The 17,240-nt window shown below is 73.9% G+C and carries 15 protein-coding genes and 1 tRNA gene; 12 read left to right on the top strand and 4 right to left on the bottom strand.

Annotated features, from left to right (window positions below; genetic code table 11):
• The first annotated feature begins 25 nt into the window (after positions 1-25).
• Positions 26-1,663 carry an ABC-F family ATP-binding cassette domain-containing protein gene (locus BN344_RS09470; protein WP_040338327.1) on the top strand — a complete coding sequence of 546 codons (1,638 nt, stop codon included), beginning with the start codon at positions 26-28 and terminating at the stop codon, positions 1,661-1,663.
• Between the two features lie 21 nt (positions 1,664-1,684).
• Complete coding sequence (locus tag BN344_RS09465) at positions 1,685-2,455, top strand: SDR family NAD(P)-dependent oxidoreductase (protein WP_197022295.1); 771 nt, start codon at positions 1,685-1,687, stop codon at positions 2,453-2,455.
• A gap of 12 nt (positions 2,456-2,467) precedes the next feature.
• Here BN344_RS09465 and BN344_RS09460 read toward each other — a convergent pair whose 3' ends face one another.
• The 4 genes from BN344_RS09460 to BN344_RS09445 form a co-directional block, all read right to left on the bottom strand.
• Complete coding sequence (locus BN344_RS09460) at positions 2,468-3,364, bottom strand: alpha/beta fold hydrolase (protein WP_051515757.1); 897 nt, start codon at positions 3,362-3,364, stop codon at positions 2,468-2,470.
• 77 nt (positions 3,365-3,441) lie between these two features.
• Positions 3,442-3,513, bottom strand: a tRNA-Arg gene (locus tag BN344_RS09455).
• A gap of 55 nt (positions 3,514-3,568) precedes the next feature.
• Positions 3,569-4,237 carry a DUF305 domain-containing protein gene (locus tag BN344_RS09450; RefSeq protein WP_040338326.1) on the bottom strand — a complete coding sequence of 223 codons (669 nt, stop codon included), beginning with the start codon at positions 4,235-4,237 and terminating at the stop codon, positions 3,569-3,571.
• 28 nt (positions 4,238-4,265) lie between these two features.
• Complete coding sequence (locus BN344_RS09445; RefSeq protein WP_040338325.1) at positions 4,266-5,042, bottom strand: DUF3105 domain-containing protein; 777 nt, start codon at positions 5,040-5,042, stop codon at positions 4,266-4,268.
• A gap of 121 nt (positions 5,043-5,163) precedes the next feature.
• Here BN344_RS09445 and argS point away from each other — a divergent pair, with 121 nt between their 5' ends.
• From argS to BN344_RS20710, 10 genes are all read left to right on the top strand, one after another.
• Positions 5,164-6,825, top strand: coding sequence for an arginine--tRNA ligase (gene argS, locus BN344_RS09440; RefSeq protein WP_040338324.1), 1,662 nt, complete (start codon positions 5,164-5,166; stop codon positions 6,823-6,825).
• Positions 6,822-8,327 (top strand): diaminopimelate decarboxylase, encoded by a 1,506-nt coding sequence (gene lysA / locus BN344_RS09435; RefSeq protein ID WP_040338323.1) that lies wholly within the window; start codon positions 6,822-6,824, stop codon positions 8,325-8,327. The genes argS and lysA overlap by 4 nt, the downstream gene beginning before the upstream one ends.
• Positions 8,324-9,616, top strand: a complete 1,293-nt coding sequence (locus BN344_RS09430; RefSeq protein WP_040338322.1) for a homoserine dehydrogenase — start codon at positions 8,324-8,326, stop codon at positions 9,614-9,616. Before lysA ends, BN344_RS09430 begins: the two co-directional genes overlap by 4 nt.
• Positions 9,613-10,689, top strand: a complete 1,077-nt coding sequence (gene thrC / locus BN344_RS09425; protein ID WP_155858826.1) for a threonine synthase — start codon at positions 9,613-9,615, stop codon at positions 10,687-10,689. Before BN344_RS09430 ends, thrC begins: the two co-directional genes overlap by 4 nt.
• Positions 10,686-11,621 carry a homoserine kinase gene (gene thrB / locus BN344_RS09420; protein WP_040338321.1) on the top strand — a complete coding sequence of 312 codons (936 nt, stop codon included), beginning with the start codon at positions 10,686-10,688 and terminating at the stop codon, positions 11,619-11,621. The genes thrC and thrB overlap by 4 nt, the downstream gene beginning before the upstream one ends.
• 242 nt (positions 11,622-11,863) lie before the next feature.
• Positions 11,864-13,945, top strand: a complete 2,082-nt coding sequence (rho, locus tag BN344_RS09415) for a transcription termination factor Rho (RefSeq protein ID WP_040338320.1) — start codon at positions 11,864-11,866, stop codon at positions 13,943-13,945.
• Between the two features lie 137 nt (positions 13,946-14,082).
• Positions 14,083-14,322 carry a 50S ribosomal protein L31 gene (rpmE, locus tag BN344_RS09410; RefSeq protein WP_040338319.1) on the top strand — a complete coding sequence of 80 codons (240 nt, stop codon included), beginning with the start codon at positions 14,083-14,085 and terminating at the stop codon, positions 14,320-14,322.
• Between the two features lie 83 nt (positions 14,323-14,405).
• Complete coding sequence (prfA, locus tag BN344_RS09405; RefSeq protein WP_040338318.1) at positions 14,406-15,470, top strand: peptide chain release factor 1; 1,065 nt, start codon at positions 14,406-14,408, stop codon at positions 15,468-15,470.
• A 14-nt stretch (positions 15,471-15,484) separates the two neighbouring features.
• Complete coding sequence (prmC, locus tag BN344_RS09400; RefSeq protein WP_040338317.1) at positions 15,485-16,369, top strand: peptide chain release factor N(5)-glutamine methyltransferase; 885 nt, start codon at positions 15,485-15,487, stop codon at positions 16,367-16,369.
• Positions 16,366-17,240 (top strand): protein kinase domain-containing protein (locus BN344_RS20710; protein WP_040338316.1); only part of this gene is annotated, 875 nt, incomplete at its 3' end. The genes prmC and BN344_RS20710, both read left to right, overlap by 4 nt.

The following is a 17,240-nucleotide window of genomic DNA, read 5'->3' as shown; positions in this document are numbered from 1 at the left end:
GTGAGCGGGTGGGAGGCTGACGCCCGTGAGTGCCACCCTCGTCGCGCGCGGACTGGCCGCCGGCCACGGTGCGCGCGTCCTGTTCGCGGACCTCGACCTCGTCGTGGCCCCCGGCGACGTCGTCGGGCTGGTGGGCGTGAACGGCGCCGGCAAGTCCACCCTGCTGCGCACGCTGGCGGGCGAGCTGCCCGCGGAAGCGGGCAGCATCGTCGTCAGCCCGCCGTCGGCGACGCTGGGCTACCTGCCGCAGGAGCACGAACGGCACCCGGGCGAGGACGTGCTGGGCGCGCTCGCCCGCCGCACCGGCGTCGCGGCCGCCCAGGCCGCGCTGGACGACGCCACCGAGCGGCTCACCGCGGGGGAGGACGGCGCCGACGAGACCTACGGCGACGCGCTGGAGCACTGGCTCGCCCTGGGCGGGGCCGACCTCGAGGAGCGCGCGGCCGAGGTCGTCGCCGACGTGGCGCCGGGCGTGCAGCTGGACGCCCCGATGACCGGGCTGTCGGGCGGGCAGGCCGCCCGCGTCGGCCTCGCCTCGCTGCTGCTCTCGCGCTACGACCTGCTGCTGCTCGACGAGCCCACCAACGACCTCGACCTGGCCGGGCTGGACCAGCTCGAGCGGTTCGTCGCCGGTTCCCGCGCCGGCATCGTCGTCGTCAGCCACGACCGGGAGTTCCTCTCCCGCACGGTCACCCGCGTCGTCGAGCTCGACCTCGCCCAGCAGCTGGTGCGGGTGGTCGACGGCGGCTACGAGGCCTACCTCGCCGAGCGCGAGGTGGCCCGGCGGCACGCGCGCGAGGAGTACGAGGAGTTCGCCGACACGAAGGCGTCGCTGGAGGCCCGGTCGCGGATGCAGCGCAACTGGATGGCCAAGGGGGTCCGCGACTCGATCAAGAAGTCCAAGGACGGCGACAAGCACATCAAGGCGGCCAACCGCGCCTCGTCCGAGAAGCAGGCGGCCAAGGCCAAGCAGACCCAGCGGATGATCGAGCGGCTCGACGTCGTGGAGGAGCCCCGCAAGGAGTGGGAGCTGCGGATGGAGATCGCCGCGGCTCCCCGAGCCGGGGCGGTCGTGGCCACGCTGCGCGGCGCCGTCGTCCGTCGGGGCGGCTTCACCCTCGGTCCGCTGGACCTGCAGATCGACTGGGGCGACCGGGTGGCCATCACCGGGGCCAACGGGTCGGGCAAGTCGACCCTGCTGGCGGCGCTGCTCGGGCGGGTGGCGCCGGACGAGGGGACGGCGGCGCTGGGACCGGCGGTGCGCATCGGCGAGATCGACCAGGCCCGCGGGCTCTTCTTCGGGACCGACCAGCTGCTGGACGCGTTCGGCGCGGAGGTGCCCGACTGGCCGACGGCGGAGGTGCGCACCCTGCTGGCGAAGTTCGGCCTCACCGCCGAGCACGTGCTGCGCCCCGCCGAGACGCTCTCGCCGGGCGAGCGGACCCGCGCCGCGCTCGCGCTGCTCCAGGCCCGCGGCGTGAACGTGCTCGTGCTCGACGAGCCGACCAACCACCTCGACCTGCCGGCGATCGAGCAGCTCGAGCAGGCGCTGGCCGGCTACGAGGGCACGCTGCTGCTGGTCACCCACGACCGCCGGATGCTCGACGCGGTGCACACCACCCGGCGTCTCCGGGTCACCGCCGGGCAGGTCGTGGAGGCCTGAGGGCTGGGCTAGGTTCGGGCGGTGAGCGAGCGCAGCATCCTGGACATGTTCCGCCTCGACGGCAAGGTCGCCGTCGTCACGGGGGCCTCCTCCGGACTCGGGGTGGTGTTCGCCCGGGCGCTGGCCGAGGCCGGGGCCGACGTCGTCCTGGGTGCGCGGCGGGTGGACCGGCTGGCCGACACCCAGCGGGCGGTGGAGGCCGCCGGCCGGCGCGCCCTCGCCGTCCGGACCGACGTGGCCAGCCCGGAGGACTGCACGGCGCTGGTCGAGGCAGCGATGGCCGAGTTCGGCCGGGTCGACGTCCTGGTGAACAACGCCGGCATCGGCACCGCCGTGCCGGCCACGCGCGAGACCCCGGACCAGTTCCGGCAGGTGATCGACGTCAACCTCAACGGCTGCTACTGGATGGCGCAGGCCTGCGGGCGGGTCATGCAGCCGGGCAGCTCCATCGTCAACATCTCCAGCATGCTCGGCCTGACCACGGCGGGGCTGCCGCAGGCGGCCTACGCCGCGAGCAAGGCGGGCCTGATCGGCCTGACCCGCGACCTCGCCCAGCAGTGGACCGGGCGCAAGGGCATCCGGGTGAACGCCCTGGCCCCGGGCTTCTTCGCCTCCGAGATGACCGAGCAGTACCCCGAGGAGTACCTCGACTCGCAGCTGCCCCGCATCCTGGTGGGCCGCAAGGGCCACCCCGAGGAGCTGGCCGCCGCGCTGATCTTCCTGGTCAGCGACGCCGGCGGCTACGTGACCGGGACGACCATCCCGGTCGAGGGCGGGATGCTCACCAGCTGAGCCCCGGGTCGGTCAGACCCGGCCCTCGACCCGGCTGACGAGGCCGCCGATGCGCTCGATGAGCTCCGGCCACAACGGGCGGGGCAGGTCGTGGCCCATGCCGTCGATGACGACCAGCTCGGCGCTGGGGACGGCGGCCGCGGTGGCACGACCGCCCGACACGTTCACCAGGGCGTCGTCCGAGCCGTGGATGACCAGGGTGGGCGCCGCGACCCGCCCGAGGTCCGCGGTCCGGTCGGGGCTGGTGACGATGGCGGCCATCTGACGGGCCACCCCCGCGGGGTCGTGCGCCCGGTCGAAGGCCAGGCCGGCCCGTGCGCGGACCGCCTCCTCGTCGAACGGGAAGCCGGGGGAGCCGATGACCCGTGAGGTCTCGAGCTGGCGCTGGATCGCGCCCTCGCGGTCGGTGGCCGGCGGTGCGTAGAGCACGGCCTGGGCGGCCTCCGACGCGCCGCCCACCGACCGGTCCCCGGTCGTGGACATGATCGAGGTGAGGCTGCGGACCCGCTCCGGGTACGTGATGGCGACCCGCTGCGCGATCATCCCGCCCATGGACACCCCGACCAGGTGCACGGAGTCCAGGCCCAGGACCTGGATCAGGCCGGCGGCGTCGGCGGCCATGTCGGCGAGCTCGTAGTGGACGCTCGACCGGTCCCCGCGGCGGACGTCGCCGAGGCGGGGCGTGCCGGCGGAGTGCAGGTGGGTGGACAGGCCGACGTCGCGGTTGTCGAACCGGATGACGAACAGGCCGCGCTCGGCGAGGCCTGCGCAGAGCTCGTCGGCATAGCTGATCATCTGCGAACCGAGGCCGCTGACCAGCAGCACCGGAATGCCCGCCGGGTCGCCGAAGGTCTCGTAGGCCAGTTCGATGTCGCCGACGGTGGCCGTCGCGATGCCGCTGCTCTCCATGGCAGCGGACGCTAGCGGAGGCCGGTGAGACGCCCGTCACTGCCCTCGAGGCTGTGGCCTGAACCGTCGAACGCGAGTGCCCCCGGCAGGATTCGAACCTGCGCCCCTGCCTCCGGAGGGCAGTGCTCTATCCCCTGAGCTACGGGGGCTCGTGTCGTTCGGGAAGAACGTATCAGCCCGGGAGCGGCCCCTGGCTGGAGGGCCTCACGGCTCGGGGAGGGGTGTTCCGCCCCGAGCCGTGAGCATGTCGGTCATGGTCCGGGTCTCCGCACCCTGGCTCTGCGCGATCGCCCGGGCCAGGTTGCGCACCGCCGTCACGTCGGCGTGCTCGACGGCGTACTCGGCCATGTCGAACCCGCCCTGGTGGTGCCGGATCATCAGCCGCAGGAACTCGACGTCGAACGCCGTCCCGGTGAGGCTGCGGAGGTTCGCCAGCTCCTCGTCGGTCGCCATGCCCGGCATGAGCGCACCCCGGCCGGTGTCCGACGAGTCGTGGCCCCCCGCGCCGTGGGCGTGCCCGTCGCCCATCCAGGCCATGATCTCGCCGCCGGACGGCGACACGTCCCACAGGTCCAGCCAGCCCTGCATCCGGCCGGCCTGGTTGGTCTGCGTGGCGGAGATGTCGAAGGCCAGCATCTCCACCTCCCGGTCCTCGCTCCGGTCGGGGACGAGATTGGCCATCTGCACCCCCTGCAGGTGGTGGCGCGCCATGTCCCGGGAGAACCCGGCGTCGACCGAGTCGGCGTCCGGCGCCGGCTCGCCGCGCCCGATGCCCAGGGCGACGGCGAGCCCGCCGCCGATCAGGACCAGGGCGAGGGCGATGACCGCCAGCAGCGCCGCGCGGGCGGCCGAGCGCGGTGCGGGGGAGTCCACGGATCCACCTCGGTCTCGGGGAGGGCGGTCAGGAGCCGTCCGACGGGGGAGCGCCCATGTCGTCCGGAGCGCTGGTGGCGGGACCGGTCTCACCGGCGACCCGCGGGTTCTCGAGGAAGGAGGGGTTCTCGCAGGTGGCACCCGGCTCCAGGTTGGCCGCGAAGGTGAGCAGGTCGGCGAACTGCTTCAACCGCTCGTCTACGGCACTGTCCACCTTCAGCTGGTGGCCCCAGGCCTGGATGCTGATCGGGCTGTCCAGCCCCTCGTAGGGCGAGAGCATCCGGCCCGGCTCGTCGGCCAGGTCGGCCAGCGTCTCGATGTCCTCGTCCGACGCGACCTCCGGGTCGTAGGTGATCCAGACCGCGCCGTGCTCGAGGCTGTGCACCGCGTTCTCGGGCCGGATGTCCACGTCGTAGACGGTGCCGGTGCAGTCGGCCCACTCGAAGTCGTGGGGACCACCCACGGGGGGCGACTGCTCGTAGTCGACCGTCGTCTGCACGTGCTCCTGGGACAGGTCCTCCCAGGACTCGACGCCGGCGATGTCGTCGACGGAGTTCGCCTTGCCGGCGTTCGCCTCGTTGACCTGCACCACCGCGTAGGTGATGACCGCCGCGGCGAACACGACGACGGCGAGCGCGCCGGCGATCAGCCCCCAGGGCCGCTTCTGCGCGTTGGCCACCACCTGCGTGGGCGGGCGCGTCCGGCTCCCCTTGCCGCCCGCTTTCGCGCGCTTCGGGTTGCCGCCTCCGGACCGGGTCGCGCCGCCGCTGGGGCGCGCGTCGTCGGGCTTACGGTCCTTGGCCAAGGCCACTCCTCGGATGCGGGGTGCACGGTGCGGCCGCGAGTCTAGGTCGAGATCCTGGGTGTTCCCTGCACGCCGCGGGCAGGGGCGTCGACCCGGAGGCGCCGGTCAGTACGCTCGTGCGGTGACACCCGAGCAGCTGCAGGACGTCGTCCGTACCGCCGTGGGCGCGGTCGCCGGTCGCGGCGCGCTGCCCGTCGAGGTGCCCGCCGAGGTCGTCATCGAGCGGCCGAGGAACCCCGAGCACGGCGACTACGCCACCAACGTCGCCCTCCGGCTGGCCAAGCCCGCCGGCCGGCCGCCCCGCGAGGTCGCCGAGGTGCTCGCCGAGGAGCTGCGGGGGCACGAGGGCATCGCGTCGGTCGACGTCGCCGGCCCCGGCTTCCTCAACATCACCCTGGCCAAGGGCGCGCTGGGCACGATCGCGGTGCGCGCGGTGACCGCGGGCGCGGCCTACGGCCGCACCGACGCGCTGGCGGGGGAGCGGCTCAACCTGGAGTTCGTCTCGGCCAACCCGACCGGCCCGGTGCACATCGGTGGCACCCGCTGGGCGGCGGTCGGTGACGCGCTCGGCCGGCTGCTGGAGGCCAGCGGCGCCTCGGTCACCCGCGAGTACTACTTCAACGACGCCGGGGCGCAGATCGACCGGTTCGCGCTCAGCCTCATGGCCGCGGCGCACGGCCGGCCGGTGCCGGAGGACGGTTACGCCGGCGACTACATCGGCGAGATCGCCCAGCAGGTGCTCGCGGCGGAGCCGGGCCTGCTCGAGCGGCCCGAGGCCGAGCAGCAGGAGCGCTTCCGCGTGCGCGGCGTCGAGCTCATGTTCGCCGAGATCAAGCGCACCCTCGCGGACTTCGGCGTCGTCTTCGACGTGTACTTCAGCGAGCGCACGCTGCACGAGAGCGGGGCCCTGGAGAAGGCGATCGCCCGGCTGCGGGAGAACGGCCACGTCTACGAGGCCGACGGCGCGGTCTGGCTGCGCACCACCGACTTCGGTGACGACAAGGACCGGCCGCTGATCAAGAGCGACGGGGCCCCGACGTACTTCGCCGCCGACTGCGCCTACTACCTGGACAAGCGCGACCGGGGGTTCGACAAGGTCGTGATCATGCTGGGCGCCGACCACGCCGGCTACGTGGGCCGGTACAAGGCGCTGGCGGCCGCGGTCGGCGACGACCCCGACGTCAACTTGGAGATCCTGCTCGGCCAGCTGGTCAACCTCGTCCGCGACGGGGAGCCGGTGCGGATGAGCAAGCGGGCCGGCACCGTCGTCCTGCTCGAGGACCTGGTCGGGGCGGTGGGGGCCGACGCCGCCCGGTACGCCCTGGCCCGGGCCTCGGTCGACCAGATGATCGACCTGGACCTCGACCTGTGGAGCAGGAAGAGCAACGACAACCCGGTCTTCTACGTCCAGTACGCGCACGCCCGCATCTCCTCGGTGCTCCGCAACGCCGCCGACCTCGGGCTGGTGCTCGGTGAGGCCGGCGACGTCGACGTCACCGCGCTGGAGCACCCGCGGGAGGGCGACCTGCTGCGGGCCATCGGCGAGTTCCCGCGGGTCCTGACCGCTGCCGCCGAGCTGCGCGCCCCGCACCGGGTGGCCCGCTACCTCGAGGAGCTGGCCGGCACCTACCACCGCTTCTACGACACCTGCCGCGTGCTGCCGCGGGGTGACGAGGAGGCCACGTCGCTGACCACTGCCCGGCTGTGGCTCTGCGCGGCCACCGCGACGGTGTTGCGCAACGGCCTGGACGTGCTCGGCGTGACCGCCCCGGAGCGGATGTGAGAGCGCACCCCGCGGGTCCGCTGCACGGGAGCATCACCCCTCCCACGGCAGCCGGCGCGCCTCCTGCGGAGCTGGGCGTCCTCGACCCCCACGTCTGGCCGCGCTCGGCCACCCGGGTCGACGGCGAGCTGCACCTGGCCGGCCGCGCCGTCACCGACCTCGTCCGTGCGCACGGCACCCCGTTGTTCGTGCTGGACGAGGCCGACTTCCGGGGCCGGGCCGCCGACTTCGCGACGGCCTTCGCGGACCCGGAGCTGGGCGCCGACGTGCACTACGCCTCCAAGGCGTTCCTCTGCGGCCAGGTGGCCCGGTGGATCGCCGAGGACGGGCTGCACCTCGACGCCTGCAGCGGCAACGAGCTGGCGCTGGCCCTGGCCGCCGGCTTCCCGGCGGAGCGGATCGCCCTGCACGGCAACAACAAGTCCCTGGTCGAACTGCAGCTGGCGGTCGACTCGGGGATCGGGCACGTCGTGCTCGACTCGTTCGACGAGATCGACCGGCTGGCCCCGCTGGCCGCCGCGCGGGTCGCCGCCGGCGGCGACCCCGTATCGGTCCTCATCCGCGCCACCGTGGGCATCGAGGCGCACACCCACGAGTTCATCGCCACCGCGCACGAGGACCAGAAGTTCGGCTTCTCGCTGGCCACCGGCGACGCCCTCACCGCCGCGGTCCGGGTCATCCGCGAGCCGGCGCTGCACCTGGCCGGGCTGCACAGCCACATCGGCTCGCAGATCTTCGACACCGCGGGCTTCGAGGCCGCCGCCCACCGCGTCGTCGGCCTGCTCGGCCAGATCCACCAGGCCACCGGCGAGCTGCTCGGAGAGCTGAACCTCGGCGGCGGCTTCGGCATCGCCTACCTCGCCGACGACGACCCGGTCAGCCCCACCGACGTCGCCACCAGGCTCCGGACCGTCGTCGCCGCGGAGTGCGCGGCCCTCGGACTGCCGGTGCCGAGGCTGGCGGTCGAGCCTGGCCGGGCCATCGCCGGCCCCGGGACGGTCACGCTCTACGAGATCGGCACCATCAAGCCCGTGCGCCTGGGCGCCGGTGGCGGTCCGGGCACCCCGGCGGTGCGCAACTACGTCTCGGTGGACGGCGGGATGAGCGACAACATCCGTACCGCGCTCTACGACGCCGACTACACCTGCGTGCTCGCCAACCGCGTCTCGGACGCCCCGCCGGCGCTGTGCCGGGTCGTGGGCAAGCACTGCGAGAGCGGAGACGTCCTGGTCCGCGACCTCTGGCTGCCCTCCGACGTCGCGCCCGGGGACCTGCTCGCGGTGGCCGCCACCGGCGCCTACTGCTGGTCGATGGCGAGCAACTACAACTACCTGCTCAAGCCCCCCGTGGTCGCCGTGCGGGACGGGGTGGCCACCGAGATCGTCCGGCGTCAGACACTGTCCGACGTGTTCGCCCTCGACGCCGTCCTCGCCGACGCCCCTGCGCCCTCGCCGGCGCCCGACCAGCCGGCCCCCGAGCACGCCGCGGGAGCCCGCTCGTGACCGCGCCGCTGCGCGTGGCGCTGCTCGGCTGCGGCACCGTCGGCAGCGCCGTCCTGCGGCTGATCGAGGAGCAGTCCGGTGACCTGGCGGCCCGCATCGGCCGGTCGATCGAGGTCGTCGGCATCGCGGTCCGCCGTCCGGCGCACCACCCCGACGTCCCCCAGCACCTGCTGACCACCGACTCCGCCGCGCTGGTCCGGCGCGACGACGTCGACCTCGTCGTCGAGGTCATCGGCGGCATCGAGCCGGCGCGCAGCCTGCTGTACGCGGCGTTCGAGGCGGGGAAGTCGGTCGTCAGCGCGAACAAGGCGCTGCTGGCCGAGGACGGGCCCGGCCTGCACGCCGCTGCCGCGAAAGCAGGGGTCGACCTCTACTACGAGGCCGCGGTCGCCGGCGCCATCCCGCTGCTGCGCCCGCTCCGCGAGTCCCTGGCCGGTGACCAGCTCCGCCGCGTCGTCGGCATCGTCAACGGGACGACCAACTACATCCTGTCCCGCATGGCCGAGACCGGCGCGGGCTTCGCCGAGGCGCTGGCCGAGGCGACCGAGCTCGGCTACGCCGAGGCCGACCCCACGGCCGACGTCGACGGCTTCGACGCCGCTGCGAAGGCCGCCATCCTCGCCTCGCTGGCGTTCCACACGCCGGTGTCGTCGGCCGACGTGCACCGTGAGGGCATCTCCGCGGTCTCGGCCACCGACGTCGCCCGGGCGGCCGAGATCGGCTGCACCGTCAAGCTGCTCGCGATCTGCGAGCGCGTCCCGAACGGGGACGCTGATTCGGTCGCCGTCCGCGTGCACCCGGCGATGATCCCGACCAGCCACCCGCTCGCCTCGGTCGGCGGCGCGTTCAACGCGGTGTTCGTCGAGGCGGAGGCCGCGGGCCAGCTGATGTTCTACGGCCAGGGCGCCGGCGGCGAGCCCACGGCGAGCGCCGTCCTCGGCGACCTGGTCGCAGTGGCCCGCAACCGCGTCGCGGGTGCCTCCGGCCAGGGCCCGACCGGCTACGCCGACCTGGCCGTGCGCCCGATGGCCGAGACCCCCACCCGGTACCACGTCAGCCTCGACGTGGCCGACAAGCCGGGTGTCCTCGCGGCGGTCGCCCAGGAGTTCGCCCGGCACGAGGTGAGCATCTCCACCGTCCGGCAGACCGGCCGCGGCGATGCCGCGACGCTCGTCATCGTCACGCACAGCGCCCCCGACGCCGCGCTGTCCGCCACCATCTCCGCGCTGCGCGACATGCCCGCGGTCCGGGGAGTCACCAGCGTCCTGCGCGTGGAGGGTCTGTCATGAGCGTCGTGCCGACGAGAGTGTCCCCGGGCTGGCCCGGGCTCATCGAGGCCTACCGGTCGCGGCTGCCGGTCACCGAATCGACGCCCGTCGTCACCCTGCACGAGGGCGCCACCCCCTTGGTGCCCGCCCGCGAGCTGTCGAGCCGCACCGGCTGCGAGGTGTACCTCAAGGTCGAGGGCGCGAACCCGACGGGCTCGTTCAAGGACCGCGGCATGACGATGGCCATCACCAAGGCCGTCGAGGAGGGCGCGAAGGCGGTCATCTGCGCCTCGACCGGCAACACCAGCGCCAGCGCCGCCGCGTACGCCGCGCGGGCCGGGATCACCTGCGCCGTGCTCGTGCCGCAGGGCAAGATCGCGATGGGCAAGCTCGCGCAGGCCCTGGTGCACGGGGCCACGCTGCTGCAGGTCGACGGCAACTTCGACGACTGCCTGGCGCTGGCCAGCAAGCTCGCCATCGACTACCCGGTGAGCCTGGTCAACAGCGTCAACCAGTACCGCATCGAGGGGCAGAAGACCGCGTCGTTCGAGATCGTCGACGTGCTCGGCGACGCCCCCGACATCCACTGCCTGCCGGTCGGCAACGCCGGCAACATCACCGCCTACTGGCAGGGGTACCGGGAGTATGCGGCCGACGGCACGGCCTCCCGGACCCCGCGGATGTGGGGCTTCCAGGCCGCCGGCTCCGCGCCGATCGTGAGCGGGCAGGTGGTCGAGCACCCGGAGACCATCGCCACGGCGATCCGGATCGGGAACCCGGCCTCCTGGACCAAGGCGCTGTCCGCCCGCGACGAGTCGGGCGGCCGCATCGACGCCGTCACCGACCGGGCGATCCTGGCCGCGTACCGGCTGCTCGCCCGCAGCGAGGCCGTCTTCGTCGAGCCCGCGTCGGCGGCCTCGGTCGCCGGGCTGCTGCAGGTGGCGGCCGCCGGGGAGCTCGAGCCCGGGCAGCGGATCGTGTGCACCGTGACCGGCAACGGCCTCAAGGACCCGGAGTGGGCCATCTCCGGCGCCCCGGCGCCGGTGACGGTCCCGGTCGACGCCGCGGTGGCCGCCGCCCAGCTCGGCCTGTGAGCGCGCCGGTGCGGGTCCGCGTGCCCGCGACCAGCGCCAACCTGGGTCCGGCCTTCGACTGCGCCGGTCTGGCGCTGACCTGCCACGACGTCCTGGAGTTCTCCGTCGCGCCCGCCGGGCTGACGGTGGAGATCTCCGGCATCGGTGCGGGGGAGCTGCCCATCGACGAGTCGCACCTGGTCGTGCGCGCCTTCCGGGCCGCGTGCGCCGAACTGGACTGGTCGCCGCCCGGGCTGCGCGTGGTCGCGCGGAACGCGATCCCCCAGGGCCGGGGGATGGGCTCGTCGGCCGCCGCCGTCGTCGCCGGGGTCGTGGGCGCCTGGGCCCTGTGTCCCGACGTCGACACCATCGACACCGACGCCGTCCTGCGGCTGGTGACCGAGATCGAGGGCCACCCCGACAACGTGGCGGCGTGCCTGTTCGGCAGCGTGACCCTCAGCTGGGGGACCGGGCGGGGCCCGATCGCGGACACGCTGCCGGTCGATCCCGCCGTCGTCCCCGTGGTCCTCGTGCCCGGGACGACGCTGTCCACCCACGTGGCGCGCGGGCTCCTCCCCGAGGTCGTCCCGCACGCCGACGCCGCCTACAACGCCGGCCGGGCCGCGATGCTCGTGCACGCGCTCACCCGGGAACCGGCGCTGCTGCTCGAGGCCACCGACGACCGGTTGCACCAGCGGCAGCGCGCCGCGGCCATGCCGGAGTCGCTGGCGCTGATGGACCGGCTGCGTGCGGCGGGGTTCCCGGCCGTCGTGTCCGGAGCCGGCCCGAGCCTGCTGGTGCTGGCCCGCCGGGGCGAGGCGCCCGGAGGCTGGTCGGGCGGGGTGGAGGAGCTCACCGCCCTGGTTCCTGCCGGGTGGGAGGTGCTGGCCCTGGAGGTGGACACCAGCGGGACGCGAGTGCTGGACGAGCGCCCCGAGGTATCGTCTCGGTAACGAGGAACACGCCGGTGAGCACCGGTGTTGTCCCTGCCGTGGGCTGCGTCTAGGCTCACGGCGTAGCCGCCCACTCGGGCGAGCCTCGCGCGGGGCCGAAGCCGACGAATTCTTCGCCGCTGATCCGCTCCGCATTTCTCGACCTGCTCCCTTCTGCGCCCCCGCCTCCTGCCCGGGCCCACGGGGAGCGGGGCACCCCCTGCGCTGGAACGCGCAGGTTCACCGCAGGGAAGGACCTGTACGTGAGCGAAAGCACCGACCTCGTCATGACCGGCGCGCCCGACGCAGCCGGCACGAACGAGGCACCTGCCGCATCGGAGCCGGCGGGCCGTGCCCGCCGCCGCGGCACCGGACTGTCCGGGATGCTGCTGCCCGAACTGCAGCGCCTGGCGGCCGAACTCGGCATCGCCGGCACCGGCCGGATGCGCAAGGGCGACCTCGTCGCCGCGATCTCCGCCCGCCAGGTCGGCGGTGGGAGCGAGGCCGCCGCGGCGCCGAGCGCCGAGGACGGCCGCACCGAGAACCGTGGCGACGCCGCCGACAGCTCCCGTGGCGTGGCCGCCACGGCGGCTCCGCTGGAGGCGCCGATCAGTGGTGGCGCGAACGGTGGCCCGCTGACCGGCACCGGCGAGACTGCGCCCGCACGGACCCGCCGCGGCGCCAGCCGTCCGGCCGGCTCCCCGTCGGCCGCGTCGTCCGACGCCCCGGCCGCCGAGGCGGGCGACGGACGGCCCACCGCCGACACCGCCCCGGCGGACGCCCCGGCCGAGACCGGTCAGCCCGACGACGAGCAGCGGGACGGCGACCGGCCGCAGCGCAACCGCAACCGCAACCGCGGCGAGCGCGACGGCAAGCGGGACGGCGGTGACCGCACCGAGCGCAACCGCGACGGCGGCGACGGCAACGACCGCAACCGCGACAGCAACCGGGACAACAACCGCGACAGCAACCGCGGCGACAACCGGGACGGCAACCGCGGTCCCGATCGCGAGCGCAACGACCGCGGCGGGCGTCCGGACAACCGCAACGACAACCGCGCCGACGGTCGCCCCTCGGCCGACGAGGACGACGACGACTTCGAGGGCGGCCGCGGCCGTCGCGGTCGCCGCTACCGCGACCGGAACAAGCGCGGTGGCGCCGTCGGTGGCCGGGACCGCTTCGACCAGGGTGAGCCGACCATCAGCGAGGACGACGTCCTGCTGCCCGTCGCCGGCATCCTCGACGTGCTGGACAACTACGCGTTCGTGCGGACGTCGGGCTACCTGACCGGCCCCAACGACGTCTACGTCTCGTTGTCGCAGGTGCGCCGCTACGGCCTGCGTCGCGGTGACGCGATCACCGGCGCCGTCCGCCAGCCCCGTGAGGGCGAGCGCAAGGACAAGTACAACGCGCTCGTCCGCCTCGACTCGGTCAACGGTCTGGACCCCGAGCAGGCCAAGAACCGGCCGGAGTTCACCAAGCTGACCCCGCTCTACCCGCAGGACCGCCTGCGGCTGGAGACCGAGCCGCACCTGCTCACCACCCGGGTCATCGACCTGGTCATGCCGATCGGCAAGGGGCAGCGCGCGCTGATCGTGTCGCCTCCCAAGGCCGGCAAGACGATGGTGCTGCAGTCGCTGGCCAACGCCATCACGACGAACAACCCCGAGTGCCACCTCATGGTCGTGCTCGTCGACGAGCGTCCCGAAGAGGTCACCGACATGCAGCGCTCGGTGAAGGGCGAGGTCATCGCCTCGACCTTCGACCGCCCGCCGTCGGACCACACCACGGTCGCCGAGCTCTCCATCGAGCGGGCCAAGCGCCTGGTCGAGATGGGCCACGACGTCGTCGTCCTGCTGGACTCGATCACCCGCCTGGGTCGCGCCTACAACCTGGCGGCTCCCGCCAGCGGGCGCATCCTCTCCGGTGGTGTCGACTCCACGGCGCTCTACCCGCCCAAGCGCTTCCTGGGTGCTGCCCGCAACATCGAGAACGGTGGCTCGCTCACGATCATCGCCTCGGCGCTGGTCGAGACCGGCTCCACGATGGACACGGTCATCTTCGAGGAGTTCAAGGGCACCGGTAACGCGGAGATCAAGCTCGACCGCCGGCTGGCGGACAAGCGGGTCTTCCCGGCCGTCGACGTCAACGCGTCGGGCACGCGCAAGGAGGAGATCCTCATGTCGCCCGACGAGCTGGCCATCGTCATCAAGCTGCGCCGGGTGCTCGCCGCGCTCGAGCCGCAGCAGGCGCTGGAGCTGCTGCTCGACAAGCTGAAGAAGACGCGCAACAACGTCGAGTTCCTCATGCAGATCCAGAAGACGACCCTCGGGCCGAACGACTGATCAGGCCCAGCGACCGGCGGGGCCCGAGCGTCTGGGAGACTGGACGACCGAGCCCCGCCGACTCGGCCGGAAATAGCCGTCCGGCCACCGGCGTTCACAGCACCGAACGACACAGACTCCGCAGAAGAGGCGCAGCCATGAAGCCCGACATCCACCCGGCCTACAACGTCACCACCGTGACCTGCGGCTGCGGCAACACCTTCACCACCCGCAGCACCTCGCCGACCGGCACGCTCACGGTCGAGACCTGCTCCGCCTGCCACCCCTTCTACACCGGCAAGCAGCGCATCCTCGACACCGGTGGCCGCGTGGCCCGCTTCGAGAAGCGCTTCGGCAAGCGCACCACCGGCGCGAGCGCCGGCGCAGACGACAAGTAGCACCTTCGACGGCGCCCGTCCCACCACGCGGTGGGGCGGGCGCCGTCGTCGTGTCCGGACCCACCCCGAGTGAGGAGCGACCCGTGAGCAGCCCCGACCGGCTGGCGAGCCTGCTCGCCGAGCACGCGTCGCTCGAGGCCGAGCTCGCCGACCCGGCGGTGCACGCCGACCAGACGCGCGCCCGCCGGCTGGGCCGCCGGTACGCCCAGCTCGCCCCGCTCGTGGAGACCGCCCGCGCCCTGGACGAGGCCCGGGGGGACCTCGGCACCGCCCGGGAACTGGCCGCCGAGGACCCGTCGTTCGCCGCGGAGGCCACCGGCCTCGAGAGCCGCATCGAGGAGCTCACCGGCAGGCTGCGCGAGCAGTTGCTGCCCAAGGACCCCGACGACGACAAGGACGTCATCCTCGAGATCAAGGCGGGGGAGGGCGGCGCGGAGTCCGCGCTGTTCGCCGGGGACCTGCTGCGCATGTACCTCCGCTACGCCGAGCGCCGAGGCTGGTCCACCGAGGTCCTGGACGCCGTCGAGGCCGAGCTCGGCGGCTACAAGGACGTGGCGGTCGCCATCAAGTCGCGGACCGACGAGGGGATCTGGTCGCGGCTGAAGTTCGAGGGCGGCGTGCACCGCGTGCAGCGGGTGCCGGCCACCGAGAGCCAGGGCCGCATCCACACCTCCGCGGCCGGCGTGCTCGTGCTGCCCGAGGCCGAGGAGGTCGACGTGACCGTGGACCCGAACGACCTGCGCATCGACGTCTTCCGCTCGTCGGGGCCCGGGGGGCAGAGCGTGAACACCACCGACTCGGCCGTGCGCATCACCCACCTGCCCAGCGGGATCGTGGTGAGCTCGCAGAACGAGAAGAGCCAGCTGCAGAACCGGGAGTCGGCGCTGCGGGTGCTGCGCTCCCGGCTGCTGGCCGCCGCCCGGGAGGAGGCAGCCGCCACGGCCAGCGACCAGCGGCGCAGCCAGGTCCGCACCGTCGACCGCAGCGAACGGGTCCGCACGTACAACTTCCCGGAGAACCGGATCTCCGACCACCGGGTCGGCTACAAGTCGCACAACCTCGACGCGGTGCTGGACGGCGACCTGGACGCGGTGATCGACGCACTGAGCAGCGCGCACACCGCCGAGCTGCTGGCGGCCGGGTCCTAGGACCGAGTGTCTTCATGAAACCTGGAACGCTGCTCGCGGACGCCGCCCGGACGCTCGCCCAGGCGGGTGTCGAGTCCCCGCGCGTGGACGCCGAGCTGCTGCTGGCGCACGTGGTGGGCTGCACGCGCGCCGGCCTGCTGACCCTCGCGGACGTCGGGGACGACGACGCCGCGCGGTTCGCGGCCCTGCTCGGACAGCGGGCCGACCGCGTGCCCCTCCAGCACCTGACCGGGCGGGCGGCGTTCCGCCGGCTGGAGCTCGCGGTCGGCCCGGGTGTCTTCGTGCCGCGGCCGGAGACCGAGCTGCTCGTCGAGTGGGCACTCGTCCGCCTCGCCGGGCTGGACGGCCCGATCGTGGTGGACCTGGGGAGCGGGTCCGGTGCCATCGCGCTGTCCGTCGCGCACGAGCACCCCGGCGCGCGGGTCACCGCCGTCGAGCGGGACCCCGGCGCCCTCGAGTGGACCCGGCACAACGCGCTGGTACGGGTCGGTGCGGGGGACACGCCCGTGGGGGTCGTGGCGGGCGACATGACCGATCCGGCGCTGCTGTCCGAGCTCGACGGGCGGGTCGACGTCGTCGTCTCCAACCCGCCGTACGTGCCCGACGGCGCCCGCGTCCCGCGCGAGGTCGCCGACCACGACCCGCCCCTGGCGCTGTGGGGCGGGTCCGACGGCCTGGACGTCGTCCGCGGCATGCTGGCCGTCGCGGCCCGGCTGCTGCGTCCGGGAGGCTGGCTCGGCATCGAGCACGCCGACCAGCAGGGGACGGCGCTGCCGGCGGTCGTGCGGGCGCACGGTGGGTTCACCCAGGTGGAGGATCACCTCGATCTCGCGGGCCGTCCGCGTTTCACCACCGCACGGCGCGGGGGAGAGGACCGGGTCGGAGGGGAGGCGCCGTGACGGGACCGAGGTCCGAGCTGCTGGCGAACCGGTACGAGCTCACGTCGCTGATCGCCGGGGGCGCCATGGGTCAGGTGTTCCGGGGGCGGGACACCCTCCTCGACCGGCCCGTGGCGGTGAAGGTGCTCCGCGACCAGTTCGCCGGCGACCCGACCTTCCTCTCCCGGTTCCGCGCCGAGGCGCAGCACGCGGCGCTCCTCACCCACCCGCACATCGCCGCGGTGTTCGACTACGGCGAGATCGCCGGGCACCGCGGGGCGCCACCCATGGCCTACCTGGTGATGGAACTCGTCGAGGGGGAGTCCCTCGCCGAACTGCTCCGCCGCGAGCCGCGGCCGGGCGTCCCGCGCACGCTGGACGTCCTGCGGCAGGCCGCCGACGGGCTCGCCGCCGCGCACGCCGCGGGGGTGGTGCACCGCGACGTCAAGCCGGGCAACCTGCTGGTCGGCCGTGACGGCCGGGTGAAGCTCACCGACTTCGGCATCTCCCGGTCCGCTTCCAGCGTCGCCCTCACCGGCACCGGCCAGGTCATCGGGACCGCGCACTACCTGTCACCGGAGCAGGCGTCCGGCCAGCCCGCGAGCCCCGCCAGCGATGTCTACTCCCTCGGCGCGGTGGCCTACGAGTGCCTGGCCGGCCGCCGGGCGTTCGAGGGGGAGAGCGCCGTCCAGGTCGCCGTCATGCACATCCGGGAGGACCCGGACCCCCTTCCGGCCGACGTCCCGCCCGGCATCCGCGCGCTGGTGGAACGCGCCATGGCCAAGGACCCGGCGGTCCGCTTCCCCGACGGGGCCGCCCTGCGCGAGGCGGTCGACGGGGTGCTCGCCGGCGCGGTGACCACGCGGCTGGGCCCGGCACCCACCGCCGTTCT

Source organism: Candidatus Blastococcus massiliensis AP3 (genome assembly GCF_000582785.1).
Classification (GTDB): Bacteria; Actinomycetota; Actinomycetes; order Mycobacteriales; family Geodermatophilaceae; genus Blastococcus; species Blastococcus massiliensis.
Note: the sequence above shows the minus strand (reverse complement) of the source record. Positions and strands in the feature narration are given on the sequence as shown.

Excerpts from the sequence above, each read along its gene's own strand:
- prmC (WP_040338317.1), top strand. The coding sequence starts at position 15,485 with ATGAAACCTGGAACGCTGCTCGCGGACGCCGCCCGGACGCTCGCCCAG.
- thrC (WP_155858826.1), top strand. The coding sequence starts at position 9,613 with ATGAGCGTCGTGCCGACGAGAGTGTCCCCGGGCTGGCCCGGGCTCATC.
- BN344_RS09460 (WP_051515757.1), bottom strand. The coding sequence starts at position 3,364 with ATGGAGAGCAGCGGCATCGCGACGGCCACCGTCGGCGACATCGAACTG.
- rpmE (WP_040338319.1), top strand. The coding sequence starts at position 14,083 with ATGAAGCCCGACATCCACCCGGCCTACAACGTCACCACCGTGACCTGC.